Annotated in this window: 21 protein-coding genes and 1 tRNA gene; 11 read left to right on the top strand and 11 right to left on the bottom strand. The window is 68.6% G+C overall.

All coding sequences use genetic code 11. The features are described from left to right. Window positions 1-112 precede the first annotated feature (112 nt). The 3 genes from AB0H54_RS15295 (at window position 113) to AB0H54_RS15285 (ending at window position 3,241) form a co-directional block, all read left to right on the top strand. The gene (locus AB0H54_RS15295) at window positions 113-1,075 is read left to right on the top strand and encodes a metallophosphoesterase (RefSeq protein ID WP_357345999.1); all 963 of its coding nucleotides are present in this window, start codon (window positions 113-115) and stop codon (window positions 1,073-1,075) included. 1,023 nt (window positions 1,076-2,098) lie between these two features. Beyond that, window positions 2,099-3,103: a hypothetical protein gene (locus tag AB0H54_RS15290; RefSeq protein ID WP_357345997.1), complete on the top strand. Its 1,005-nt coding sequence runs from the start codon at window positions 2,099-2,101 to the stop codon at window positions 3,101-3,103. A gap of 64 nt (window positions 3,104-3,167) precedes the next feature. Further along, window positions 3,168-3,241 (top strand) — tRNA-Pro (locus AB0H54_RS15285). A gap of 68 nt (window positions 3,242-3,309) precedes the next feature. On the opposite strand, the gene AB0H54_RS15280 is transcribed toward AB0H54_RS15285, so the two are convergent. Further along, window positions 3,310-3,897 (bottom strand): hypothetical protein, encoded by a 588-nt coding sequence (locus AB0H54_RS15280; RefSeq protein WP_357345995.1) that lies wholly within the window; start codon window positions 3,895-3,897, stop codon window positions 3,310-3,312. Window positions 3,898-4,375: 478 nt separating this feature from the next. Here AB0H54_RS15280 and AB0H54_RS15275 point away from each other — a divergent pair, with 478 nt between their 5' ends. Together AB0H54_RS15275 and atzF are read left to right on the top strand one after the other, a co-directional pair. Further along, on the top strand, window positions 4,376-5,080 hold the full coding sequence (locus AB0H54_RS15275) for a GntR family transcriptional regulator (protein ID WP_357345993.1): 705 nt from the start codon (window positions 4,376-4,378) through the stop codon (window positions 5,078-5,080). Between the two features lie 12 nt (window positions 5,081-5,092). Further along, complete coding sequence (gene atzF, locus AB0H54_RS15270) at window positions 5,093-6,802, top strand: allophanate hydrolase (protein WP_357345991.1); 1,710 nt, start codon at window positions 5,093-5,095, stop codon at window positions 6,800-6,802. On the opposite strand, the gene AB0H54_RS15265 is transcribed toward atzF, so the two are convergent. The 5 genes from AB0H54_RS15265 to AB0H54_RS15245 all read right to left on the bottom strand — a co-directional run bounded on the left by AB0H54_RS15265 (window position 6,759) and on the right by AB0H54_RS15245 (window position 13,776). Next, window positions 6,759-7,397, bottom strand: a complete 639-nt coding sequence (locus AB0H54_RS15265) for an arsenate reductase ArsC (protein ID WP_357346604.1) — start codon at window positions 7,395-7,397, stop codon at window positions 6,759-6,761. The genes atzF and AB0H54_RS15265 overlap by 44 nt on opposite strands. Before the next feature lie 554 nt (window positions 7,398-7,951). Further along, the gene (locus AB0H54_RS15260; RefSeq protein ID WP_357345990.1) at window positions 7,952-9,412 is read right to left on the bottom strand and encodes a catalase; all 1,461 of its coding nucleotides are present in this window, start codon (window positions 9,410-9,412) and stop codon (window positions 7,952-7,954) included. Then, window positions 9,409-9,831: a Fur family transcriptional regulator gene (locus AB0H54_RS15255; protein ID WP_357346603.1), complete on the bottom strand. Its 423-nt coding sequence runs from the start codon at window positions 9,829-9,831 to the stop codon at window positions 9,409-9,411. The genes AB0H54_RS15260 and AB0H54_RS15255 overlap by 4 nt, the downstream gene beginning before the upstream one ends. Window positions 9,832-10,124: 293 nt before the next feature. Beyond that, window positions 10,125-11,114 carry a phosphotransferase gene (locus AB0H54_RS15250; RefSeq protein ID WP_357345988.1) on the bottom strand — a complete coding sequence of 330 codons (990 nt, stop codon included), beginning with the start codon at window positions 11,112-11,114 and terminating at the stop codon, window positions 10,125-10,127. A gap of 10 nt (window positions 11,115-11,124) precedes the next feature. Then, window positions 11,125-13,776, bottom strand: coding sequence for a hypothetical protein (locus AB0H54_RS15245; RefSeq protein WP_357345986.1), 2,652 nt, complete (start codon window positions 13,774-13,776; stop codon window positions 11,125-11,127). A 159-nt stretch (window positions 13,777-13,935) separates the two neighbouring features. On the opposite strand from AB0H54_RS15245, the gene AB0H54_RS15240 reads away from it, so the two are divergent. Together AB0H54_RS15240 and AB0H54_RS15235 are read left to right on the top strand one after the other, a co-directional pair. After that, window positions 13,936-15,174, top strand: a complete 1,239-nt coding sequence (locus tag AB0H54_RS15240) for an amino acid permease (protein WP_357345984.1) — start codon at window positions 13,936-13,938, stop codon at window positions 15,172-15,174. A 111-nt stretch (window positions 15,175-15,285) separates the two neighbouring features. Then, on the top strand, window positions 15,286-16,602 hold the full coding sequence (locus tag AB0H54_RS15235; RefSeq protein ID WP_357345982.1) for a serine hydrolase: 1,317 nt from the start codon (window positions 15,286-15,288) through the stop codon (window positions 16,600-16,602). A gap of 10 nt (window positions 16,603-16,612) precedes the next feature. Here AB0H54_RS15235 and AB0H54_RS15230 read toward each other — a convergent pair whose 3' ends face one another. Continuing rightward, window positions 16,613-17,038, bottom strand: a complete 426-nt coding sequence (locus tag AB0H54_RS15230) for a nuclear transport factor 2 family protein (RefSeq protein ID WP_357345980.1) — start codon at window positions 17,036-17,038, stop codon at window positions 16,613-16,615. 90 nt (window positions 17,039-17,128) lie between these two features. Between AB0H54_RS15230 and AB0H54_RS15225 the strand changes: the two genes are divergently transcribed. Then, window positions 17,129-17,686 (top strand): helix-turn-helix domain-containing protein, encoded by a 558-nt coding sequence (locus tag AB0H54_RS15225; RefSeq protein WP_357345978.1) that lies wholly within the window; start codon window positions 17,129-17,131, stop codon window positions 17,684-17,686. A gap of 57 nt (window positions 17,687-17,743) precedes the next feature. On the opposite strand, the gene AB0H54_RS15220 is transcribed toward AB0H54_RS15225, so the two are convergent. The 3 genes from AB0H54_RS15220 to AB0H54_RS15210 form a co-directional block, all read right to left on the bottom strand. Further along, window positions 17,744-18,778 (bottom strand): aspartate-semialdehyde dehydrogenase, encoded by a 1,035-nt coding sequence (locus AB0H54_RS15220; protein ID WP_357345976.1) that lies wholly within the window; start codon window positions 18,776-18,778, stop codon window positions 17,744-17,746. Window positions 18,779-18,781: 3 nt separating this feature from the next. Continuing rightward, a complete protein-coding gene (locus AB0H54_RS15215) occupies window positions 18,782-20,047 on the bottom strand; it encodes an aspartate kinase (RefSeq protein ID WP_218716967.1) in 1,266 nt (421 codons plus the stop codon). Between the two features lie 137 nt (window positions 20,048-20,184). Then, on the bottom strand, window positions 20,185-20,757 hold the full coding sequence (locus AB0H54_RS15210; RefSeq protein ID WP_357345974.1) for a dihydrofolate reductase family protein: 573 nt from the start codon (window positions 20,755-20,757) through the stop codon (window positions 20,185-20,187). Window positions 20,758-20,828: 71 nt separating this feature from the next. On the opposite strand from AB0H54_RS15210, the gene AB0H54_RS15205 reads away from it, so the two are divergent. The 3 genes from AB0H54_RS15205 (at window position 20,829) to AB0H54_RS15195 (ending at window position 23,230) form a co-directional block, all read left to right on the top strand. Next, on the top strand, window positions 20,829-21,401 hold the full coding sequence (locus tag AB0H54_RS15205; RefSeq protein ID WP_355280951.1) for a TetR family transcriptional regulator: 573 nt from the start codon (window positions 20,829-20,831) through the stop codon (window positions 21,399-21,401). Window positions 21,402-21,499: 98 nt separating this feature from the next. Then, a complete protein-coding gene (locus tag AB0H54_RS15200) occupies window positions 21,500-21,958 on the top strand; it encodes an SRPBCC family protein (RefSeq protein ID WP_355280952.1) in 459 nt (152 codons plus the stop codon). Window positions 21,959-22,027: 69 nt separating this feature from the next. Then, window positions 22,028-23,230: a low temperature requirement protein A gene (locus AB0H54_RS15195; RefSeq protein ID WP_355280954.1), complete on the top strand. Its 1,203-nt coding sequence runs from the start codon at window positions 22,028-22,030 to the stop codon at window positions 23,228-23,230. Here the strand turns inward: AB0H54_RS15195 and AB0H54_RS15190 are convergent. Next, on the bottom strand, window positions 23,217-24,074 hold the full coding sequence (locus tag AB0H54_RS15190; RefSeq protein WP_357345972.1) for an ion transporter: 858 nt from the start codon (window positions 24,072-24,074) through the stop codon (window positions 23,217-23,219). The genes AB0H54_RS15195 and AB0H54_RS15190 overlap by 14 nt on opposite strands. Window positions 24,075-24,085 lie beyond the last annotated feature (11 nt).

The raw sequence follows: 24,085 nt of genomic DNA, 5'->3' as shown, positions 1-24,085 counted from the left end.
GCTAGCTGTTCACCCGGCGGAGTCCCATCACATTTTCATCGCAACCGAATTTCCGACCGTTTGTGCGGAAACACACGCGCCGTTCCGGGAGGGGGTCGCCTATGCTGGGCAAATGCCCGTTATCTCGACGTCCGCTGTCCGCCGAACCGCGTTGGGAGCCGCCGGGGCCGCCGTCGCCGGAATCGGCTACGCCACGCTGATCGAACGGAACGCGTTCGTCCTGCGTGAAGCCACCATGCCGGTCCTCGCGCCCGGCTCACCGACGCTGCGGATTCTGCATGTCAGCGACCTGCACATGATGCCGGGCCAGCAGCTCAAACAGCAGTGGCTGCGCGAACTCGACCGGCTCGAACCCGACCTGGTCGTGAATACCGGCGACAATCTTTCGCACCCCAAGGCCGTGCCCGCCGTCGTGCAATCACTCGGTGCGCTGCTGGCCCGTCCCGGTCTGTTCGTGTTCGGTTCGAACGACTATTTCGCGCCGGTGCCGAAGAATCCGCTGAAGTATTTCAAGAAGGATCATCGCCGCGTTTACGGTGACCCGCTGCCCTGGCAGGATCTGCGCGCGGCGTTCACCGAACGCGGCTGGCTGGATCTGACCCACACCCGTCGCGACCTCGAGGTGGCGGGCATCCGTATCGCCAGCGCGGGCGTCGACGACCCGCACCTGCGGCGCGATCGCTACGACACGGTCGCGGGCGCGCCCAACCAGCTCGCGCAGCTGAGCATCGGCGTCACCCACTCGCCCGAGCCCCGGGTGCTCGACCGCTTCGCCGAGGACGGCTACGACCTCGTGCTCGCCGGCCACACGCACGGTGGGCAGCTGGTGGTGCCCGGTTACGGCGCGCTGGTGACCAACTGCGGCATCGACAAGTCGCGGGTGAAGGGCGCCTCGCAGTGGGGCGAGCACACCCAGCTGCACGTCTCGGCGGGCATCGGCACCTCGCCGTGGGCGCCCTACCGATTCTGCTGCCGCCCGGAGGCCACCCTGCTGACGCTGGTCGGCGCCCCGCCGAAGCGGCCGTCGGCCGACACCGGCCACGGCATCTCGGCATCGGAGGCCGTCGCCCGCTAGGGTTGCGCCCCGAACGACGTTTGTCAGTAGGGGATGACAGTGAGCAGTGGATCCGACGACCGGCGCAACGACCCGACCGTATTCGGCGGTTCCGGCGCTCCCGACCCATCCGACGCGCAGTGGCAGCGTCCCGGTGCGGTGAACCCGCCCCCGGGCGCTCCCACACCGGCGGATCCCGCTCCGGGACAGCCCAATCCCGATCCCACCACGGTGTGGACGCCCGGCAGCACCGGTCTCCCACCCACCCTGCGCTGGGACGGCTCCGGCCCACCCCCCGGCCTCCCCGAGCCCACCCAGTGGACACCGGCGGGCCCCCAACAGTGGGACAACCCGCCTCCCGGACACCCGCAGCCAGGCCAGACCGACGCCACCCAACTGCGCGGCCCCTCGGCCCCTGCCCCATGGCCTGGCACGAATCCCTCTGCCGGACAGCCGGGTTCACCGCAGCCGTGGCAGCCAGGCCATGCTGACGCCACCCAGCTGCGCACCCCCACCGAACCCGGCCCGTGGCCCGGCGCGAATCCGCCTGCCGCGCCGCCAGGGCAGACCGACCCGACCCAGCTGGGGAATCCCGCGGCACCGTGGCCGGGCGTGAATCCCCCAGCAGCACAGCCTGGTTCGCCGCAACCATGGCAGCCCGGGCAGGCCGACGCCACACAGCTGCGCGGCCCCGCTGACCCCACCCCATGGCCCGGCGCGAACCCCCCAGCCGGACTGCTCGGCGCTCCCCCGCCGGGTCAGGCCGACGCCACCCAACTGCGTAATCCGGCCGAGCCAGCGCCTCGTCCCGGCGGGATTCCGCCCGTTGGGCAGGCCGACCCGACCCAACTGGGCAATCCTGCGACACCCTGGCCGAGCGCAAATCCCGCTGCGGCACAACCAGGTTCGCCGCAACCATGGCAGCCCGGCCAGGCCGACGCCACACAGCTGCGCGGCCCCGCTGGCCCCACCCCATGGCCCGGCGCGAACCCCCCAGCCGGACCGCCAGGGTCGCCGCAGCTCGGTCAGGCCGACGCGACCCAGTTGCGCACCCCCAACGCGGGGTGGCCGGGTACGATTCCGCCCGCTGGGCAGCCGGGCCAGCCCTGGGGCGCGCCCGCAGGTCAGCCGCAGTGGGGCGCGCAACCGCCTGCGGGACAGCCGAATCCCGCGCAGCAGTGGGGACAGCCGCAGTACGGCGAGGTGCCGCCGCTGGAGCAGTACGGCAACCAGCCCTACGGACAGCCGCCGTACGGCCCGCCCGGGCGGAAATCCGGGAGCAAGGCCGTGGTCTGGGTGGCGGCCGGTGTCGCCGCCCTGCTGCTGGCCGGTGGCGCCATCACGGCGTTCGCGCTGACCCGGGGTGACGACGACCCGGCCACCACCGCGAGCGGGAGCACCACCCCGTCGATGGTCAGCGCCCTCACCACCACCGGCGCGCCGCCGCCGTCGAGCAGCAAGCCGCAGCCCAGCTCCACCGCGCCGTCGCCGTCCGGCGCCGCGGGCAACCGCACGCCGCTCATCTCGGGCTATCAGGTGGTCGCCTCGCCTGATCGCGGCGCCGCCTACGACGTGCCGCCGAGCTGGAAGGTCGCCACCGAGACCACCATCGGCGGCGTCGGCGAACCGCCGGGCGACACCGTCATCGGCAAGGGCTACGCCTCCGACGGCCGCGACTACTGCCCCGGCTCCACCCGCACCATGTCGCTGCTCACCGGCTCCAAGCAGGCCGACCACGCGGCGGCGGGCGCCGAGCTCGGCACCAAGGCCGCGCCCCTGGCCTACACGGGTGCCACCGGCACCCCCGGCCCGGCCCAGCCGCTGAAGTCGATCGACGGCAAGACCGACGGCATGTTCACCGAGACCACCGGCACCGTCCCCAACCCCAAGCCCGGCTGCGCGTCGACCTTCTCCATCTACACCTACGCGTTCAAGGGCGCGAAGGACGGCAGCTTCGTGATGGTCATGATCGCCGACACCGGCGTCCCCGACGCCATCGACGCCGCCACCGCCAAGCGCATCTTCAGCTCGGTCCGAGCCCTCAACTAGCCCCCTGACCAGCCGGTTTAACAATCCCGACCACCTCGTTGTAAGCTACTTCAGGTTCGCCTCACGGGGTGTGGCGCAGCTTGGTAGCGCGCTTCGTTCGGGACGAAGAGGTCGCAGGTTCAAATCCTGTCACCCCGACGTGTTGGTTGAGACACAGAAGAGCCCCTGATCAGTTCACTGGTCAGGGGCTCCTCGTTTATCCGGGGTCAGGCCAAGATCTCCGCCTTCAGATCCGGCCGGTCCCGCTCCTCCGCGAACACCAGTCCGCGCTCGCACAGCAGGTCGACGAAGTACGCGTACGGACTGTCGTCGCTGTTCACGGCCATCATGAACAGCAACGCCACCAGGTCGTTCGTCGACTCCGGCGACCATCGGTAGCCGACCGCTGGACCGTACTGGTCGAAGATCGGCGCACCGTTCCCGGGAGAGTTGAACCAGACGCCCTCGACGCGTCGCACCAGCCACTCGCCGATATAGGTGACGAATTGGTCCGCGAGATGATCGTTTTCGGGCGCGTACTGTCCGCCCTCGCCACGGACGGCGAATTCGATCTGGGCAGTGATCCAGTCGAACGCGGCGACGCTGAATCGGTCATCGAGCGAGGGGCGGCCCTCGGTACCCCGTACCGCTTCCAGCCCGGGCAGCGTCTCGGTGAACAACCGCTCGATGCGGGCGTCGATCGCGGCCGGGTCGCTCCACGCGAGCCAGGCCACGGAATGCTGGGCGTCGGCGTCGAAAAATCCGGGGTCAAGATCGCTGTCTGCCGGAGTGGCCCGTCTCGCGTCGGTTCTCACGTTCCCTCATATGCCGTTGTGGTCGCAACCGAGCGATGCTACAGCCGCCGCGGCACTCGCACCCGGCTATCCGGCGCACCGGCCGGATCAGTGGTGATCGCGACGGGTCGGGCGAGGGACGGACGCGCCGCGGAGCAGGGGTTCTTCGTAGGGAGGGGGCGTTTCGCGGTCGAGGGGGTTGGGCCACCAGACGGTGATGGCGATGACCGAGAACAGGCCGAGGATGAGGGCCACGATTGCGGCGGATGCGTTCATGGGTCGCCCTTCCGGGTGAGCGGAGTGGGAGCGCGGCGGTGGGCTCGGTGAAAGACTGCGCGCGGACTGTGTCACCCGAGGTTCCCTGCGTGTTCGAAGGTGGTTGAGAAGTGCTCTCCACGCGAACGCGGCCTTGGTGAGATGCGGCGGTGTGAGGACCCGATAACCTGACGCTTACTTTCTGTCACTTGATAGAAATTCCCGGTCGATAGCGTATACACCCATGTCGACAAGGGTGGATGCACCGGATGACGGCGCGGGCAGACCGCTGCGAGACGTCGTGTACTCGACGTTGCGCGCGGAGCTGATGAACGGCGACATCCGCTTCGGCGAGCGCCTGACCGAGCCGAAGCTGTCGACCAGATTCGGCATCTCCCGCACGCCGGTGCGCGAGGCGCTGACCATGCTCTGCTCGGACGGCCTGCTGGAACGCGAGGAATTCGGGTTCAGCCCGGTCCGGCCGAGCGTGGCCCGCATCCGCGACCTGTACGAACTCCGGCTGACACTCGAACTGGGCGGGATGACCAGGGTGCGCACCGACCCCACCCTCACCCACGACGAACGCCTGCTGCGCGCCGAACAGCAGCGCTGGCTGGCCCTGCAGGCCGACCCGCCCGCCCAGGAGCCGGGGTTCGTCGTGGTCGACGAGGAATTCCACGTCGCCCTGCTGACCGCGGCGGGCAATGCCGAGATGGTGCGCGCGCTGATCGCGGTGAACTCCCGCATCCGGCACGTGCGCATGTACGACTTCATGATCAACAACCGCATCGAGACCACGATCAGCGAGCACCTCGGCATTCTCGACGCCGTGCTCGCCGGCGAGCTCGAGCTGGCGCAGCGACTCCTGCACACCCACATCGGCGACTCGCTCGATGTCGTGCTCGACCGCATCTCGCGCGCCGTCGCCGCCATGTCCATGAGCGATTAAGGAGACCCCCCCATGTCAGCAGGACTACTCGACACCGCGACCGCGAGGGTCGCCGCGGCCTACGCCCGGATCGCCGAAGTGGACCGGCCCGAGGTCTGGATCACGCTGCGCTCGGAATCCGAACTGGCCGCCGAGGCAGCGGAACTGGAGCGCCGGATCGCCGCGGGCGAGGAACTGCCGCTGGCCGGACTGCTCGTCGCCGTGAAGGACAATGTCGATGTCGCGGGCCTGCCGACCACCGCCGCCTGCCCCGAATTCGCCTATCCGGCAACCGAAACCGCCGCGGCCGTCGCGCGGTTGGTCGCGGCGGGCGCGCTGGTGCTCGGCAAGACCAATCTGGACCAGTTCGCCACCGGCCTGGTCGGCACCCGGAGCCCGTACGGCGCGGTCCGCAATGCCCTGTATCCCGAATTGATCTCCGGCGGTTCGAGTTCCGGCTCGGCGGCGGCGGTCGCCCTCGGCATCGCCGACCTGGCGATCGGCACCGACACCGCCGGATCGGGCCGCGTGCCCGCCGCGCTGCACGGCATCGTCGGCATCAAGGCCAGCCTCGGGGTGATCCCCGCGCACGGCGTCGTCCCGGCCTGCGCCGACTACGACGCGGTCACCGTCTTCGCCGCCGACCTCGACCTGGCCGTCACCGCGGCAAGGACCATGGCGGGCCCCGACGCCCGCGATCCGCGCAGCCGCGCCTGGCCCGCCGACGCGCGCCTGGCCGCCGCACCCCGGCCGAAGGTGGCGATCCCCCGCCCCGAGGACCTCACGCCCCTGAGCCCCGCCTATCGGCAGGCTTTCACCGACACCGTCGCCACCCTGCGTGATCAGGGCGTCGCGGTGCACGAGATCGACATCTCCCCGCTGCTGGACGCGGCCCGCCTGCTCTACGACGGCGCGATCGTCGCCGAGCGGTACGCGGCCGTCGGCGCGTTCGTCGACAAGGGCGCGGCCGGGCTCGACCCCACCGTCGCCGGAATCATCGGCGCGGCACAGGAACTGGACGCGCACGCCTTCGCCACCGATCTCGACACCCTCGCCCGCGCCAGGGCGGCGGCCACCGCGCTGCTGACCGGCTACGACGGCCTGCTGCTGCCGACCACCACCGAGCATCCGTCGCTCGCCGAGGTGGCCGCCGACCCGGTGGCGATCAACCGCAGGCTCGGCACGTACACCAACTTCTGCAACCTGCTCGATCTCGCCGCCGTCGCGGTGCCCGGCGCGCCCACCGCCGCCGGATTGCCGTTCGGCGTGATGGTGGTCGTCCCCGCCTTCGCCGACCAGCTCGCCGTCGACCTGGCCGCCCGCCTGACCGGCACCCCACCACCGCTGCTGGTGGAAACCGGTGTGCCGCTGGCGGTGTTCGGCGCGCACCTGCGCGGCCAGCCGCTGCACTGGCAGCTCGAACAGCTCGGCGCCCGATTCGCGGGCGAGATCACCACCAGCGACGCCTACCGGCTCACCGCGCTCGACACCACCCCACCCAAGCCCGGCCTGGTCCGCCACGGCGACGGTCGCGGCGCGCCGATCCTGGGCGAGCTGTTCCTGGTCTCCCCCGGCGGTCTCGGCCGTTTCCTGGCCGAACTGCCCGCACCGATGGCGCTGACCAGCATCGAGCTGTCCGACGGCCGCTCGGTGATCGGATTCGCGTGCAGCTACGACGCCGCCGTCGCCGCCACCGACATCACCGGCTACGGGGGCTGGGTGGCGTACCTGCGGGCTCGCTGACGTCGATCCCCAGCTCGGTGAGCAGGCCCGTCACGCGGCGGCCGATGTCGTCGCGGATGGGCCGCACCAGCTCCAGTTCCAGACCGGCCGGGTCCTCGATGATCCATTCCTCGTAGCGCACGCCGGGCACCAGCGGACAGGTGTCGCCACAGCCCATCGTGACGATCACGTCGGCGGCCCGGATGATCTCGTCGGTCCACGGCTTCGGATACTCGCGCGAGATGTCGACGTCCACCTCCGCCATCGCCGCCACCGCGGCCGGATTGAGCTGCTCGCCCGGCACCGACCCGCCCGACCAGGCGACCGCGCGGCCCAGCGCCAGCTCCTCGAAGAAGCCGAGCGCCATCTGCGACCGGCCCGCGTTGTGCGTACACAGGAACAGCACCGTCGGGCGGGGCGTCGCGACCTTGCCTTCGACCTTGGCCAGCGCCTGGAGCCGCTGCCTGCCGAAACGTTCCGCCAGCAACGGGAGATACAAAGTCACCGTCGCCCTGGCGGCGAAGTCGTCGTAGGAGGTGTGCAGGAAACGATGGATCGTCGCCGGCTCGAACATCGTCGCGAACTCTTCGCGCAGCCGTACCTCGGCACGATCCAGCGCTTCTCGGTGCTCGGCGATTTCGACCACCCCTCAACCCTGACGGCGAATGCCGTCGAACGCAAACGACCGGGCCGGTCACCCCGCGAACAGACCGGCCCGGTCGGCGTACCCCGCGACACCCGCGGAACAGCTCCGGCCCAGTCCTTCGGTGTGGTTACCGTCGGCAGTGCGTCTTCAGCGTCTGGAAGAGCCACCTTCTGGTCTGCACCGCCGGGTCCGACTGATCACCCCTCGAGACCGGTCGGACCCGGTTGTTCCGGTGTCTGGAGAAAGGATGCGATGCCCGTCTCGAGAGGTTCTTAAGAACAACTTGTCAGCATCGGCCGATTCTTCGGCGATGATGGAAGTACCGACAAGATGGAGAGCGACGATGGAGACCGTGATCGTCTGGTTGCTGGCGAGCCTGCTGTACTGGTTCAGCAACTTCTGACCGAAGAAACATCGACGGCGCGGAACGAAATCCGCTCCGCGCCAACCCATTTCCTGCGGACACGACGCGAGGCAGGCAGCCTTTCGGCGTACCTGCCCCGCTTCAGCTTCGATGTGGTGGATCAGCCCTCCCGGCCTGCCCGCACCCCTTCCTCGACGCGCTTGCCCAGATCGGCGTCGACATTGCGCCAGTACTCGAATACTCGACTCAGTACCGGTTCGCTGACGCCGGCCAGCACGTGCCCGACGATATTGTCGGCCAAACGCTCACGCGCCGCCTCGTCGAGGACCTCGCGCACCAGCGTGCCCGCCTGGGTGAAGTCGCCGTCCTCGCCGTGCTCGACATAGCCTGCCCGCACCATCGACGGATCGAATTCCCACAGCCCGCCGTCGCCCGCCGCGGCCGGGTCGGCGTGCGGCCCGCCGAACGAGTTCGGCGCGTAGACCGGCACGTCGGCCGGGTTGTACTGGTATCGCATGGCGCCCTCCTTCGAGTAGGAGTTCACCTCGGCGGCCTTGGCCTGGTTCGGCGGCAGCTGCGCGTAGTTGGTGCCGATGCGGTAGCGGTGCGCGTCGGCGTAGGCGAAGACCCGGCCGAGCAGCATCTTGTCCGGCGAGAAACCGATGCCGGGGACGATGTTGGACGGCTCGAACGCGGCCTGCTCGATGTCGACGAAGAAGTTGCCCGGATTGCGGTTCAGCGTCCAGGTGCCGACCTCGATCAGCGGGTAGTCCCGCTGCGACCACACCTTGGTCAGGTCGAACGGGTTGAACCGGTAGCCCTCGGCCTCGGCGACCGGCATGATCTGCACCTTCAGCGTCCAGCTCGGGAACTCGCCGCGCTCGATCGCCTCCCAGAGGTCCTGGCGGTGGTAGTCGGGATCGGAACCGGCGAGGGTGTCGGCCTCGGCCTGGGTGAGGAACTCGATGCCCTGGTCGGTCTTGAAGTGGTACTTCACCCAGAACCGCTCACCCTCGGCGTTGATCCACTGGTAGGTGTGCGAGCCGAAGCCGTCCATGTGGCGATAGGTCTTGGGCAGGCCGCGGTCACCCATCAGCCAGGTCACCTGGTGCGCCGACTCCGGGCGCAGCGTCCAGAAGTCCCACTGCATGTTGTGGTCGCGCAGGCCGCTGCCCGGCAGGCGCTTCTGCGAGCGGATGAAGTCGGGAAACTTCATCGCGTCCTTGATGAAGAAGATCGGGGTGTTGTTGCCGACGAGGTCGTAGTTGCCGTCCTCGGTGTAGAACTTCACCGCGAACCCGCGCGGGTCGCGCCAGGTGTCCGGGCTGCCCTGCTCACCGGCCACGGTCGAGAACCGCACCAGCGATTCGGTGCGCGCGCCCGGCTGGAACAGCTTGGCCTTGGTGTAGCGGCTGACATCGCCGGTCACCACCAGCTCACCGTAGGCACCGGACCCCTTCGCGTGCACGATGCGCTCCGGCACCCGCTCGCGGTTGAACTGGGCCAGCTTCTCGATCAGGTAGTGGTCGTGCAGCAGCACCGGTCCCTGGGTTCCGGCGGTCAGCGATTCGTCGTCGCTCTCGACGGCACTGCCGGTGTTCGTCGTGGTCGGCTTGGTCATTTCGCGGCCTCCTGGTTTCGACAGTCGGGGCACAACCCCCAGAAGACGACCTCGGCCTCATCGATCGCGAAACCGTGATCGTCCGCGGGCTGCAGACAGGGCGGGGCGCCGGTCACACAATCGGTGTCGACGACCAGCCCACAACTTCGGCACACCAGGTGATGATGATTATCCCCGGTCCTGGTCTCGAACCGGGCAGGCGAACCCGCGGGCTCGATCCGCCGCAGGATTCCCACTCGCACGCAGGCGCTGAGCACGTCGTACACGGCCTGCGTAGACACCGCGCCCAGCCGCGCCCTGGCGGCCGTCGCGATCGTCTCCGCGTCCGAATGCGGGAGCGCGGCAACAGCGTCCAGCACCGCGATCCGGGGCGCGGTCACCCGCAACCCGGCCTCGCGCAACAGTCGGCAAGCGTCCATCTCCTCGGTGTGCACAGCATCCACTCTGCCGGTTTTCTGGAATAAGTCAAGAAAACTAGTCAATCAAGCAGCCGTTGCGCGGATCACATCCGAGGCGCGGAATAGCTCGAAGGGAGCCTTGGTTGAACACCACTGTCGGCGCCCGAACAGCCCCGGGCCTCACCCCTTTGTCGCTACGAGCGACCACCCGCCGAGAGGCGCTTGTGGGGCGTCGACACCCTGACGGGCCGTCCACGCGGCGGCCCTTCGACTCGAACGCCGCCAGGTCTCCCTCATCGACCTGGCGGCGTTTGTCATGGGTGCAACGCGTGATCCGGTGCCGGAGTGCGACCACCCGCACGTCCGGGCAAACTCTCGACGACACCGACCATCTCCCGGTAGCGGTCCGCGGCCGGCGAACCGGGGAACCGGACGTTGTGCCGGTAGTAGCGATGGAACGCAATGATCAAGGCGGACAACTCGACCATGTCGAGCAGCACGCCCGTTCGCTCTGCCACCGTCAGCGGCAGGACGGACGAATAGCCCTCGACGATCGCGTCCATCCGGCTCGGGACCAGACAGCCATCGACGACTCCGAGCCCGAGCACAGCCATGCCGAGGTCGAGCAGCGGGTCCTCCAGACACGCTGTCTCCCAATCGATGACGACGAGGTCGTCCTGGTCGCTGACGATAATGTTGTCCGAGTACAAATCGCCGTGGATGACGACATCGGGCCGACCGCTACCGACGCCGTCCAGGGTGGCCAGCCGGATATCCAACCATTCGGCGAAGGACCGATCGCCGAATTCCGTGGTGTGAGAGCGTTGCTCGGCCGTCAGGCGGCGCCCATCCGAGGGCAGCCGGTGATCACCCACCACGGCAGGCACCGACAAGCTGTGCAGACGGGCGAGGGCGACACCGGCTCGACCGAGATACTCCGCCGGCAGCACTCCGTGCACCCGCCCGCGAACCCACTGCTTCACGATCATGACCCGACCCGCGATAGTGACGACACGTTCGCCGCCGCGGGCACGAACCAACCGCGTCGTATCGAACAGCTCCGGCTGGCCTACGGGGCCTGCCAAGCCTTCCAGCAGCAAGGTCAGGCGGTCCGCGCTGCCTGGATTGTTGTCCAGGACGGTGAGCGCGTAATCGACCTCGGCTCCGTCGCGGGTGCCCCTGAGCCGGAAACTCGAATTCGCGGCACCGCCGGGTACCGGCTCCAGCGGAGCCGGGTCCTCGACACCGTAAGCCGCGGAGATCGTCACCAGGTCGAGGTCATCCGCCGTCGTGTAGTCAGCCATGCCCGATTCGTCAGTTCCTCCCAGTAGCGGCGAGCTCAGCTCGCCGATCCGCGACCAATCCGCTCCACCGCTGTCTCGCCGTGTCCGCTCCCTCGATCCAATCAGCACGCAAGCGCGACGGCGAGTCCTGACCGGTGAACATATAGGCGATCTCGATGAGATAGGCGAACTCCGCACCCCGGACACAGTCTCGAAGCCGCATCCGCATGCGGTCGTTCAGTTGCGGCGAATCCAGGACAGCCGCATGGAAACACGCCGCGAGTCGAGCGTATCCGGCGAGCGAGGTCAGGCCGATGGCCGTGGCGGAGGCCGCGACGTCGTCCGCGCGCCGCGGCAGGTCCGCGTCGTGGCCTGCATCGACCACCAGTCCGGCGACCTGCAGCAGCATCTCGGCCCAGCCGACCCGGGCACCTTCGATCAGCGCGTGCGCCTGCGCTACCTGAACCGTCGCGCGGGCCCGGTCCTGGAAGGCGGCAGCGAACGCGAGGTACGACTGGCACAGCGCCGCCTCGCCGGACAGCCCCGCCGCCGATGCCTGATCCCTTGCCACGGCCAGCGAGGTACAGGCCAACGCGATATTGCCCTGGGACCACCAGAGCTCCCCCAGCGTTCGCTGTTGCCTGCCGGAGGCACCGAGCTGCTCGGCGAGTTCGAGCGCGTTCCTGAATCTGCCCAGCCTGCGCAGCAGATGATGCAGACCACGTCTGGCATCGGGCGCCAAGCGGCCACCTCGATCCGCGACCGACCGCATGCCTTCCATGGAGGCATCGAAATTCCCGAGGTCACGGTCGCACATGGCGATGTAGTACTCGGGAATCTCACGCATTCGCGCTGGTAGATCGCCCACCGCCAGGACCGCGCGCAATTCCTGGACGATCCGTTGTCGATGGTCGCTGTTGCGGCGCGCGATCACCGAGAGTGTCACGGCGAGCGCATGGGCTGCGGCGGCATCGGTCGACATCGCTCCTTCGGGCTCGTCGAGATCGATCGATTCGACCACCGAGTCCCGCGCGAAATCCACGGCGGCGTCCTCCAGCCAGCCCAGCGGCAACGAGAAATCGCGGGCGAGTCGAAGTCCCGCGCGCAGGCAAGCAACGAGAACGCGGCGGTCGCCCTCGGCCTGACCCCACTGCGCACCGAACGCGTCGAACGCGCGGCGGGCTGCCCGACGCCAGTCCGCCGCGCTCCACGGATCACGGGAGTCGGCATCGAAATCAGCGTTGCGGATCGCCGAGCGCACCAGCTTGTGCAGCCGGTACGGCCACAGCGCTGATTCGTCGAATTCGACGAACGGTCGCTCGACCAGACAGACCGCGGCGCCGTCCCGTGGCAACCCCGCCACCGCCGTGGCCAACTCGATCGAGAAGGAGTCGAGCAGGCTGACCGCCCTGACCACCGACTGCTCGTCGGGGGTCAGATCCCGGAAGGTCGCCGTCACCAGCGCGGCGAAGTCGCGGTCGAAGGCATGGACCGGCGGGATCGCGCCCTCGCTCTGGTGCAATTCCATGAACAGCGAGGCGGCCATGTCGAGGTAGAGGGGCAACCCTTCTGAACGTGCCGCGATCAGCCGGCGATGTTCCCGGGGAATCATCGGGCGCCCGTCGCTGGTCAGTCGCTGCGCCAGAAACGCCTCGCGATCGTGCGGCGACAGGTAGCCGACGAGGTGCTGGCGCGGCTCGCCGACATCGGAGCGCAGCAGCGGCCAGCGCACAGCGCCGGTCCGCCACAGCTTCTCCCGCAGCCGGGCGTCGTCCCATTGCAGTCGATTGCGGCCGGTCACGACGAACAACACATTCGGCATGAGCCAGACCAGCCGATTGATCAGCCGCTCGTTCTTCCGGTTCCCGCGCTCGGCGATGTCTTCGAAGGTATCCAGCAGAACCACCGGCAGCAGGGCCTGCTTCGGTGGCAACTGCGCGATATCCCAGGCGAGCAGGTGCGGGTAGTAGCTCAGCGCGTCCAGGTCCGGCTCGGCCTCGAGCAGGGTCGGCAGCCGACGACAGCGCAGCGCACGCGCGTGGTCGTTACGATCCCGCAGCGCCTTGACCAGTGCGATCAGGCTCTGCCCGACCAGGCCGCCGACCATTCCTGGCAACTCGAAATTGTCGGCGACCTCGCCGAGGATCTCGTCCACCTGCTCGGGCAGCCGTGACGAGATGCGGTTCAATCCAGTCCGCGCCCGCAGATAGTCCTCGAGCGACTCTCCGGGATGGTTCGCCTCCCAGTACCGGCTGAGGGCGAGATCGAACGCGGGCGCACGGTGACCGCGCGACGAAATCGCGGCACGGATGGCGAGCACGACCGATTCCAGTTCGAAGGTCGTGCTCTTGGCCAGGTCGAGGTAGACCGGCACGGTCTGCGGCAACGCGGGTTCCGGCACGGCCCAGTGCGTCATCGCTACGTCGTCGCCACCCAGCCTGCGTGCGATCTGCTGGGCGAGCGTGGTCTTTCCGATCCCGCCGACACCGTAGAACACCAAGACGTTGCGGCGCGGGCCCTCTAGATCCTGGATGTCGAACGCCGGTCCCGACACGGCTTCCCAGACATTGCGGACGCTGTCCACCACCGCGGCCCATTCACCGTCGCGGTCGGAGAACACCTCATGGGCCTGGAAGTCAGCCGCATTGCTCTGAAACGCATTGTCGAGATTCGACGGTGGCATATACAGATCCCCCTGACCAGATGGTCGACGCGAAATGCCCTCTGCGAGTATCCCATCCCAGCACAGTCGACGCCGCCGATGTTCAGATCGGGAAAGCCCGCTCGGTGCCCGCGGCCGCGTCCGGTCGCGGGATGCCGGGGGATGTTCGACGATGAGCGCATGACTTCCGATCTGCCGTTGCGACGTGAGCTGGGTGTGCGGGACTCGGTGGTGATCGGGCTGGGGGCGATGGTGGGGGCCGGGGTGTTCGCGGCGTTGGGGCCCGCGGCGGGGGTGGCCGGGTCGTGGTTGCCGGTGGCGTTGGGGGTGGCGGCGGTGGTGGCGTATTGCAATGCGATGTCGTCGGCGCGGCTGGCGGCGGTGTATCCGGTGTCGGGTGGGACGTATGTGTACGGGCGGGAGCGGCTCGGGGAGTTCTGGGGATATCTGGCGGGGTGGGGGTTCGTGGTCGGGAAGACGGCGTCGTGCGCGGCGATGGCGTTGACCGTGGGGAGTTACGCGTGGCCCGCGCAGGCGCACGGGGTGGCGGTGGGGGTGGTGATCGTGGTGACCGCGATCAACTACGTGGGCGTGCAGAAGTCGGCGCTGGCGACGCGGGTGATCGTGGGGCTGGTGCTGGCGGTGCTGGCGGCGGTGGTCGTGGTGGGGATCGGTGGGGATCATTCGGCGGCAACGGTTCTCGACGCGGAGATCGGGCCGTACGGCGTGTTGCAGGCGGCGGGTCTGCTGTTCTTCGCGTTCGCCGGCTACGCGCGGATCGCCACGCTCGGCGAGGAGGTGCGCGACCCGGCGCGCACGATTCCGCGGGCGATCATGCTCGCGCTGGCGGGGGCGCTGGTGGTGTACGCGCTGGTCGCGGTGGCCGCGCTGCTGACCCTCGGGTCCGGTGGGCTCGCGGCGGCGGGTGATCCGCTGGCGCGGGTCGTCGAGGCGGCCGGGGCGGGTTGGCTGGTGCCGGTGGTGCGGGCCGGGGCGGTGCTCGCGGCGGCGGGGTCGCTGATGGCGCTGATCCTCGGTGTCTCGCGGACCACGCTGGCGATGGCGCGCGACGGGCATCTGCCGCGTCCGCTCGCCGCGGTGCATCCGCGCTACGCGGTGCCGCATCGGGCCGAGCTGGCGGTGGGCGCCGTCGTCGCGGTGCTGGCGGCGACGGTGGACCTGCGGGCGGCGATCGGGTTCTCCTCGTTCGCGGTGCTCACCTACTACCTGATCGCCAATCTGTCGGCGGCCACGCTGACAACGGCCGAGGGCAGGCCGCCGCGCTGGGTGCCGGTGCTCGGGGCGCTGGGCTGCGTCGTCGTCGGGTTCGCGCTGCCGATCGGATCGGTGCTCGCCGGCCTCGGGGTGCTGGCCGTCGGCGCGACGATCTATCTGGTTCGGGGTTTTACGGGTAGATGAACATGCCCGTGATTAGGGGATCGGGCGGCCCCGCTATACAGGTTACGGACGGCGGCGCGGGCTAGTCTCGGCCATATGGGGCTGATCAGGGGATTTTTCGCGGGAACGATCGTGGCTGCACTGGCTTCGGCGACTCTGGTCGCCCCACCCGCGGTGGCCGCCCCCACCACCCCGAAGACGTGCGCGGTGACCTCCGAACGCGACCTCGAACGCGCCCGTCCGGAACAGGTCGGACTCGACCCGGCCAAGCTCGACGAGGCCCTGCGGTTCGCCGACACCCGCAACCGGCTCAATGTCCAGGTGTTCCGGCACAATTGCCTCGTCGGGGAGGGCCCGCGCAACGACGAGACCGGCGACGTGGCGTGGAACATCTGGAGCGTCACCAAGTCGGTGGTGTCGCTGCTCGCCGGAATCGCTTCCGATCAGGGCAAACTCGAGATCGGCGCCCCGATCGACCGCTATCTGCCGACCGGCCTCGGCGACGCGCTGCACCGGTCGATCACGGTGGAGAACCTGCTCACCGAGACCTCGGGGATGAAGGTCGGCGTGCTCACCGAAGGCATCACCGCGGTGATCCCGGTCGACCCGAACAGCGCGATCCAGGCCCTGGCGGTGGAGCTGACCAACCCGCCGGGCACCACGTTCAGCTACAGCCAGCGCAATGTCGACCTGCTGTCGTGGGTGATCGAACTGGCCGTCGGCGAACCGCTGCAGCAGTTCGCGCAGCGCGTGCTGTTCGACCCGCTCGGCATCCCCCGCTCGGACTACTACTGGGCGCGGGACCGGTCCGGGCACACCTACGGCTACGCCCACCTGCTGCTGCCGCCCAACGATCTCGCCAAGATCGGCCTGCTCGTCGCCAACGACGGCCGCTGGGGCGCGCACCGGGTGATCTCGGCCGACTACCTGCGTGCGGCCCGCACCCCGTCACCGCAGAATCACTGCTACGGCTACCTGTTCTGGGTGGGCGCCGACTGCGCGGAGTCCCCCGATTTCCTGCCCGCCGACGGCTTCTTCATGTCGGGGCTCGCCTTGCAGAACGTCTTCTTCCTGCCCGGTCTCGACCTGATGGTCATGTGGACCGGCGCGTTCGGCAACGAGACCGCCTACGGCGCGAGCGGGGTGATCGCGCATCCCGAGGAACTGCCGCACGAGTTCTTCCGCCGGCTGTTCGCGGCGTTCACCGATGCGCCGACGCCGGTCGCCGAACCGTATGTCGAGCCGCCGGTGGAGTTCGATCCGGCGCGGCTGATCGACGCCAACATCCTGCTCGCGGTCTTCGGCATCGGTCCCGGCGCCTATCCGGGCTGCACCGTCTTCGAGTGCCTGAACCAGCCGCTGGCCGCGCCGTTCGCGAGCATTCCGCCGGGGTGCGCGGTGCTGGTCTGCCTCGGCGACGATCCACGCACCCCCGGGATCCGGCGCTAGGTCGCACCGGTCAGGATCGTGAGTCCCCATCGTCGTTGCCGGGATGCCGGAAACGGGACGAGTCCAGGTAGTCGCGGTACAGCACCACCTCGCCCGCGCGCACCCGGATCACGTTGATCGCGGAGCGGACCCGGACACGTTCCGCACCGGGACGGGTCACCTCCACCTCGGTCTCCACCACCACGACCTCGGGGTCGTCGGTGGCGTAGATCTGCGGATGGACGGCGTGCACCTGGACCGCCGAGGTGGCCGCCCAGCCCTGCTGGAGGGCATCGCGGATCGCCGTGCGGCCGACGATGCGGCCGGGGACGCCGGGCGGCGCGAACGGCATCTCGAAGACGGCGTCGTCGGCGAATTCGGCGGTGAAGGCCGTCGCGTCGCGGGCGGGGAGAACGGCCATCAACCGCTCGACGAGCTGGACCGGGCTTTCGGTCATCGGAACATCCTTCATAACCGGAACGATGGACCCGCTTATCATCCGGAACCAACGCCCCGGTTGTCAACGGTCCTCGCTAGAATCGCCACCGTGCCCGACGAACCACGCCCGCTGCGCGCCGACGCGCGCCGCAATCGCGCGCTGGTCCTCACCGCGGCACAGGAAGCCTTTGCCGCCGAAGGACTTTCGGTGCCGATCGACGAGATCGCGCGACGCGCAGGCGTCGGCGCCGGCACCGTGTACCGGCACTTCCCGACCAAGGAAGCGCTGTTCACGGCCGCGATCATCGACCGGGTCGAACGCGCCGCGGCCTATGCGCGGGAGCTGTCCGAGGCCGACGATGCCGGGGCGGCGTTCTTCGAATTCCTGGCATTCCTCGGCCGGGAGAACGGCGTCAAACGCGGTCTCGCCGACGCTGTCGGCTCGGACCGGCTGGCCACGCTCGGCGCGTCGGCCGACCTGCCCGGCGCCATCGGCACACTGCTGCGGCGCGCGCAGCGGCACGGCGCGATCAGGTCCGATATCGATGTCGACGACCTGATGCTCATCCTGAAGGCCGGATTCGGCGCCACCCGCGAAGCCGACGAGCGGCAGCGGCAGCTGACCTTCGCGGTCATCCTGGACGGACTGCGCCGGACCGAGTCCTGAGCACGAGAACGGGCCTGCCCACCGGAATCGGTGGGCAGGCCCGTTCGACGGCGTTGCTCAGCGGTTGTTCAGCAGGACTTCCGCGATCTGAATGGTGTTGAGCGCGGCGCCCTTGCGCAGGTTGTCGCCGGAGATGAACAGCGCGAGGCCGCGGCCGTTCGGGACGCCCGGATCCTGGCGGAGGCGGCCGACCAGCGAGTCGTCCTGGCCCGCGGCGGCCAGCGGGGTCGGCACGTCGACCAGGCGCACGCCCGGCGCCTTGGCCAGCAGTTCCTGCGCCCGCAGCACCGAAAGCGGTTCGGCGAACTCGGCATTGATCGACAGCGAGTGACCGGTGAAGACCGGCACGCGCACGCAGGTGCCGCTGACCAGCAGGTCGGGCAGGCCGAGAATCTTGCGGCTCTCGTTGCGCAGCTTCTGGTCCTCGTCGGTCTCGCCGGAGCCGTCGTCGACCAGCGCGCCTGCCAGCGGGATCACGTCGAACGCGATCGGGGCGACGTACTTGTTCGGCGCGGGGAACTCCACGGCGCTGCCGTCGTGCACCAGCTTCTCGGCATCGTCGGCCACCGCGCGGATCTGCGTGGCGAGCTCCTCGACACCGGCCAGGCCGCTCCCGGACACGGCCTGGTAGCTCGAGACGATCAGGCGCTGCAGGCCCGCCACGTCGTGCAGCGGCTTGAGCACCGGCATCGCGGCCATGGTGGTGCAGTTCGGGTTCGCGATGATGCCCTTGGGCAGGTTGCGCGTGGCCTCGGGGTTGACCTCCGAGACGACCAGCGGCACATCGGGATCCTTGCGCCAGGCCGAGGAGTTGTCGATCACGGTGACACCCGCCGCGGCGAAGCGCGGGGCCTGCACGCGGGACATGGTGGCACCGGCCGAGAACAGCGCGATGTCGAGACCCGACGGATCGGCGGTCTCGGTGTCCTCGACGACGATCTCGCCGCCGCGCCACGGCAGCGTCTTGCCGGCCGAGCGCGCGGACGCGAAGAACCGCACCTCGTCGGCCGGGAAGTTGCGCTCTTCCAGCAGCTTGCGCATGACGGCACCGACCTGACCGGTCGCGCCGACGACGCCTACCCGTACACCCATGGTTTAACGCCCCGTTCCGCCGTGGACGACGGCGGCCTCTTCGCCGCCGAGATCGAAGGCCTTGTGCAGGACCTGCACGGCCTCGTCGAGTTCGGTGTCGCGCACGAGCACCGAGATCCGGATCTCCGAGGTGGAGATCAGATCGATGTTGACGCCCGCGTTGGCCAGCGCCTCACAGAAGGTGGCGGTGACGCCCGGGTGCGACTTCATGCCCGCGCCGACCAGCGAGACCTTGCCGATGTGGTCGTCGTAGAGGACCTGCGCGAAGCCGATCTCGTCCTGCCGCTTGGTGAGCATCTCGACCGCGCGGGCGCCGTCGGTCTTGGGCAGGGTGAAGGTGATGTCGGTCTTGCCCGTGTCGACCTTGGAGATGTTCTGCAGCACCATGTCGATGTTGATCTCGGCGTCGGCGACCGCGCGGAACACCTTGGCCGCGTAGCCCGGCTCGTCCGGCAGGGCGACGACGGTCACCTTGGCCTCGCTGCGGTCGTGCGCGACGCCGGTCAGGATTGCCTGCTCCACGGGAATGTCCTCCATCGATCCGAAAACAGTGGTGCCGATCTTGTCGGTGTAGGACGACCGGACATGAACGGGAACGTTGTAGCGGCGCGCGTACTCCACGCAGCGCAGCATGAGCACCTTCGAGCCGCAGGCCGCCATCTCGAGCATCTCCTCGTAGGAGATCTTGTCGAGCTTCTGCGCGTCGCCGACGATGCGCGGGTCGGCGCTGAAGATGCCGTCCACGTCGGTGTAGATCTCGCAGACATCGGCTTTCAGCGCCGCGGCCAGGGCGACGGCGGTGGTGTCGGAACCACCGCGGCCCAGCGTGGTGACGTCCTTGCTGTCCTGGCTGACGCCCTGGAAACCGGCGACCAGCACGATCTGTCCCTCGGCCAGCGCCTCCTGCAGGCGGCCCGGGGTGACGTCGATGATCTTGGCGTTGCCGTGCGCGCCGGTGGTGATCACGCCGGCTTGGGATCCGGTGAACGAGCGTGCTTCGGCGCCGAGCGAATGAATCGCCATGGCCACCAGCGCGTTCGAGATGCGCTCGCCGGAGGTGAGCAGCATGTCCATCTCGCGAGCAGGCGGCGCGGGGGCCACCTGCTCCGCGAGATCGAGCAGCTCGTCGGTCGTGTCGCCCATGGCCGAGCAGACCACGACGACGTCGTGGCCCTGCTTCTTGGTCTCCACGATCCGTTCAGCGACGCGCCGGATCCGCTCGGCGGTGGCCACCGAGGATCCTCCGTACTTCTGAACAACGAGAGCCACGGCTAGGTCCTTCACGATCGACAGTCAGGCTTGGTATCAGCGACCTAGACTACCGGCCCAGGTCCACCGGATTTGCCGCTACCTCCCCAGCCTGTGGAAAACGACACAGGCTCGTCACCTGTGGATAACCGCGGAAATCAGGCCCGGACGAACCAGGTGACCTGCGTGCCGTTGTCGAATTCCTTGCGCTGCACCGGCGTGAAGGATGTCGGTTGGAAGACGCCGGTGAACGCGTGTACGCCGTCGCCGGCGATGACCGGGTAGCTCTTGACGACCATCTCGTCGATCTCGCCGATGAGCTGACCGGCCAGGTTCCCGCCGCCGCACAGCCAGATGTCGCCGCCCTCCCCTCGCTTGAGCTCGCGGACCAGCTCGGCCGGATCGCCGGCGAAGATCTCGACACCGGGGTGATCGGCCTGGTCCAGCGAGGACGAGACGACGTACTGCTTCAGGTGCGAGAACGGGCTCTCGACGTGCTCGCCCGGGAGGATGTAGGTGCCGCGACCCATCAGCACCGTGTCCCACTTGGCGGCGGGCAGCTCGGGGTCCATCCCGATGTGCGGGCGGATATGGGTCGGGATCGAATCGGGGAACTCGGCCGTCATCCATTCCATGTAGTTCTGCGGCGTCGGATAGAAGTCCACCTCACCGCCGGGACCTGCGATGTAGCCGTCGAGCGAGACACCGATGTAGTAGACAAGCTTTCGCATGGGTACCGCCTAAGTTGTTGTACTCTGAATGAAGTGGTTTGAACGTAGTACTACAGACGGAGTGGTGTCAAGTGCGAACTAATCCCGAACGACGGCAGGCGCTGCTGGACGCGGCGATCGAGGTGCTGGCAGGCGAGGGCGCGCGCGGCCTCACCTTCCGCGCGGTGGACAAGCAGGCCGGGGTGCCCGTCGGCACCGCGTCCAACTACTTCACCAGCCGCGACGAGCTGCTCACCCAGGCAGGCACCCGCTTCTACGAGGTGGTCCAGCCGACCGAGGAGACGATGGCGCTGGTCAGCGAGGGGCCCAAGACGGTCGAGAACATCACCGCGCTGATGAAGGAGGTGGTCGGCCGGCTCGAATCGCACCGCACCGCCTACCTCGCGCTCCTCGAATTGCGGCTGGAGGCGACCCGGCGCCCGGAGCTGCGCGAGGTGCTCACCGAGCGGGTCAGGGCCGACCTCGATTTCAATGTCCGCAACCACCTGGCGTCCGGCCAGCCGGGCGACGAAGCCTCGGTGCTCCTGCTGTATCTGGCCCTGAATTGGCTCATCGTCGAACACCTCACACTGCCCGGAATCTTCACCGAGCAACAGAGCATGGAACTGATCGAAACCGCCGTCGAGCGGGCAATACGCCCCTGACCCGGTCATTTGTCCAGACCATAGACGTGTTGACGATCACTGGTACAACTGTGCACAATCGGGCGCGAAGACAGCGGGGGTTCGGAGGACAGATAGACATGCGCTCGAAGACCCACATCCGTTTCACCGTCGATGCCCCGCTCGATCAGGTCATGGATGCCCTGCTCGCTGTCGATCGTCTAGCCGAATGGTCACCGTCCTACAGCGACGTCCGCATCGGCCCCCTCGGCCCCGACGGCAGGCCGCGCCGGGTGTTCGTCACCGCCCACTTCATGGGCGACTCCGATTCGCAGGTCCTCGAATACTCCTGGGACTACAACCGGGTGTCCTGGGACGTCGTCGACAGCAGCCGCGGCTCCAAGGGCGGCGGCTCGTTCGAGCTGGCCGAGGGACCCGAGGGCACCGAGGTCGACCTCCGGGTCGAACTGCGCTACCCGCTGCCCGTCCCCGGCGTGCTGTTCAATCGCACGCTGCGCAAGGAGAACAACGAGGTCGTCGCGAACTTCATCGACTTCGCCGAGCGGTATCCCGAGATCGAGCGTTACGGCGTCGGCTAGCGGTTGCGCCGACGGCGAAAGCGCCGTCCGTTCCGCGCGGACGACGGCGCCGGGTGCGACGATGTGCGCATGATCGGTACTCGACGGGCTCGGTTCCAGCAGGTGGCCGAAGGCGCCTCGGTGACCCAGCTCGAACTGTTCTTCGACCTCGTGATCGTCTTCGCCTTCACCATGGTCACCGCGCTGGCCGCCGACGATCCGACCGCGGCCAACGTGGTCCGCGCCGGGCTGGTGCTCGCGCTGATGTGGTGGCTGTGGATCGCCTACTCCTGGCTGGGCAATGTGGTCAGGGCCGACGAGGGCATCGCCCGGATCGCGATGTTCGTCGCGATGGGCGGCGCGTTCATCGCGGCACTGACCATCCCCGAGGCGTTCGACGACCTCAGCGGCGGCTGGTTCGGCCCGCTGGTCTTCGCCATCGCCTACCTCGTGGTCCGGCTGGTGCACGTCTCGATCTTCTGGGTGATCAGCGCCGAGGACTCCCAGCTGCGCGGGCAGGTGCTGCGCTGGGCGATCGGTTCGATCACCCTCGGTACCAGCCTGCTGGTCGTCGCCGCCATGACCGACGGCCTCACCCAGATCCTGCTGTGGCTGGGCGCGATCGCCGGCGACATGCTCTGGACCTGGTTCGCGGGCAGCGACTGGCGGATCAACTCGGCCTCGCATTTCGCCGAGCGGTACGGGCTGATCGTCATCATCGCGCTCGGTGAGTCCATCGTCTCGATCGGCATCGGGGTCGCGGGTCTGCCGATCTCGTGGCCGATCGCGCTCGGCTCGATGCTCGGCCTCGCGGTGTCGGGCCTGCTGTGGTGGCTGTACTTCGACGTCGCGGCGATCTCGATCGAGCACGCCTTCGCGCATTCCCGCGGCGCGCACCAGATCAAGATCGCCCAGCGCAGCTACACCTACGGGCATTTCCCGATGATCGCCGGTGTCATCGCGCTCTCGCTCGGGCTGAAGAAGGTGCTGTACTACGTCGGCGACGCCTCGCACCACAAGCTCACCGACGCGCTGCACGGTATTCCGCTGATCGCGCTCTACGTCGGGCCCGCCCTGTTCCTGCTCGGCGTGATCGCGGCGAAATACTATGCGACCAAGTCGATCTCGCTCCCCCGCGTGGTCACCGCGGTGATCCTGGTCGCGCTCGTCCCGGTGGCGACGAAGCTACCGGCGCTCGCCGCGCTGACGCTGCTCTGCGCGGTGCTGGCCCTGCTGGTGATCTTCGAGACCGTGCGCTACGCGACCCCGCGCGACGAGATCAGGCACGCTTGACCTGATCGAGGTGGTGACGCACGCCGTGCTCGGCGGGCGTCGCCCCGCGGTGCGACGGCGGCACGTTGATCCCGGCGCGCACCGCGTCGTTGATCTGATCGAGGTTCTCCCGCAGCATGTCGGCGACCAGTTCGTCGGTGCGCGGATCGTCGAGCAGCTGGCGCAGCATCCGGTACACGGTGTCGGCGACGAGCCGGATGATGTCGTCGTGGAACGGGAGGTAGCGCAGCTTGCTGGTCGCCGGGTCGTTCTTGATCAGGTCGACGATCATCTGGTCGACCTCGGCGTGGTTCTCCTCCAGCGCCGCGGCGATGTTCTTGGTGTAGTGACCTGCCCGCAGGACCTTGGAGACCTCGTCGAGGATCGCGATCGTCATCGGGCGCTTGATCACGTCGACGATGGTGCCGACGAACCGGTTCACCACCGTCGCGGTGACCCGCTCGCCCAGCGCGCGATCGGCGACGCGGCCGAGCCGGATCAGGATCACCACGATCCGCAGCAGCCGGAACCCGCGGAAGATCGGGCTGGTCACCGGGATCATGCCGAGCACTTCGTACCAGTAGATGAACGGGAAGCTCCACGGCCAGCCCGCCCGGCGCCACCGCCAGAGGAACTCGATCAGGAAGATGCCGCAGATCGTCCAGTCGGTGACCACGATCGCGTGATAGGTCGTCCCGGAGACCGGGAAGAAGGTGACCCACACGACCAGCGCGACCGAGATGATGGCCAGCACCAGCATGAACAGATCGGTCTTCAGCGACGGCGTCTTGGCCCGCACGTCCGGCAATGCCTCGACCCGCTCGATGCCCGGTGAGGCCACCTCGGTACTCCCTTCGAACGCCATCGTCCTTGCCG

Origin of the sequence: Nocardia sp. NPDC050718, assembly GCF_040654235.1 — a bacterium.
In the GTDB taxonomy this organism is placed as follows: Bacteria; Actinomycetota; Actinomycetes; order Mycobacteriales; family Mycobacteriaceae; genus Nocardia.
This window is presented reverse-complemented; position numbering and strand designations above follow the sequence as displayed.

What these genes read in the sequence shown, in the direction of transcription:
- AB0H54_RS15295 (WP_357345999.1), top strand. Translation starts at nt 113, where the DNA reads ATGCCCGTTATCTCGACGTCCGCTGTCCGCCGAACCGCGTTGGGAGCC.
- AB0H54_RS15275 (WP_357345993.1), top strand. Translation starts at nt 4,376, where the DNA reads ATGTCGACAAGGGTGGATGCACCGGATGACGGCGCGGGCAGACCGCTG.
- atzF (WP_357345991.1), top strand. Translation starts at nt 5,093, where the DNA reads ATGTCAGCAGGACTACTCGACACCGCGACCGCGAGGGTCGCCGCGGCC.
- AB0H54_RS15260 (WP_357345990.1), bottom strand. Translation starts at nt 9,412, where the DNA reads ATGACCAAGCCGACCACGACGAACACCGGCAGTGCCGTCGAGAGCGAC.
- AB0H54_RS15255 (WP_357346603.1), bottom strand. Translation starts at nt 9,831, where the DNA reads ATGGACGCTTGCCGACTGTTGCGCGAGGCCGGGTTGCGGGTGACCGCG.
- AB0H54_RS15250 (WP_357345988.1), bottom strand. Translation starts at nt 11,114, where the DNA reads ATGGCTGACTACACGACGGCGGATGACCTCGACCTGGTGACGATCTCC.
- AB0H54_RS15245 (WP_357345986.1), bottom strand. Translation starts at nt 13,776, where the DNA reads ATGCCACCGTCGAATCTCGACAATGCGTTTCAGAGCAATGCGGCTGAC.
- AB0H54_RS15240 (WP_357345984.1), top strand. Translation starts at nt 13,936, where the DNA reads ATGACTTCCGATCTGCCGTTGCGACGTGAGCTGGGTGTGCGGGACTCG.
- AB0H54_RS15230 (WP_357345980.1), bottom strand. Translation starts at nt 17,038, where the DNA reads ATGACCGAAAGCCCGGTCCAGCTCGTCGAGCGGTTGATGGCCGTTCTC.
- AB0H54_RS15220 (WP_357345976.1), bottom strand. Translation starts at nt 18,778, where the DNA reads ATGGGTGTACGGGTAGGCGTCGTCGGCGCGACCGGTCAGGTCGGTGCC.
- AB0H54_RS15210 (WP_357345974.1), bottom strand. Translation starts at nt 20,757, where the DNA reads ATGCGAAAGCTTGTCTACTACATCGGTGTCTCGCTCGACGGCTACATC.
- AB0H54_RS15200 (WP_355280952.1), top strand. Translation starts at nt 21,500, where the DNA reads ATGCGCTCGAAGACCCACATCCGTTTCACCGTCGATGCCCCGCTCGAT.
- AB0H54_RS15195 (WP_355280954.1), top strand. Translation starts at nt 22,028, where the DNA reads ATGATCGGTACTCGACGGGCTCGGTTCCAGCAGGTGGCCGAAGGCGCC.
- AB0H54_RS15190 (WP_357345972.1), bottom strand. Translation starts at nt 24,074, where the DNA reads ATGGCGTTCGAAGGGAGTACCGAGGTGGCCTCACCGGGCATCGAGCGG.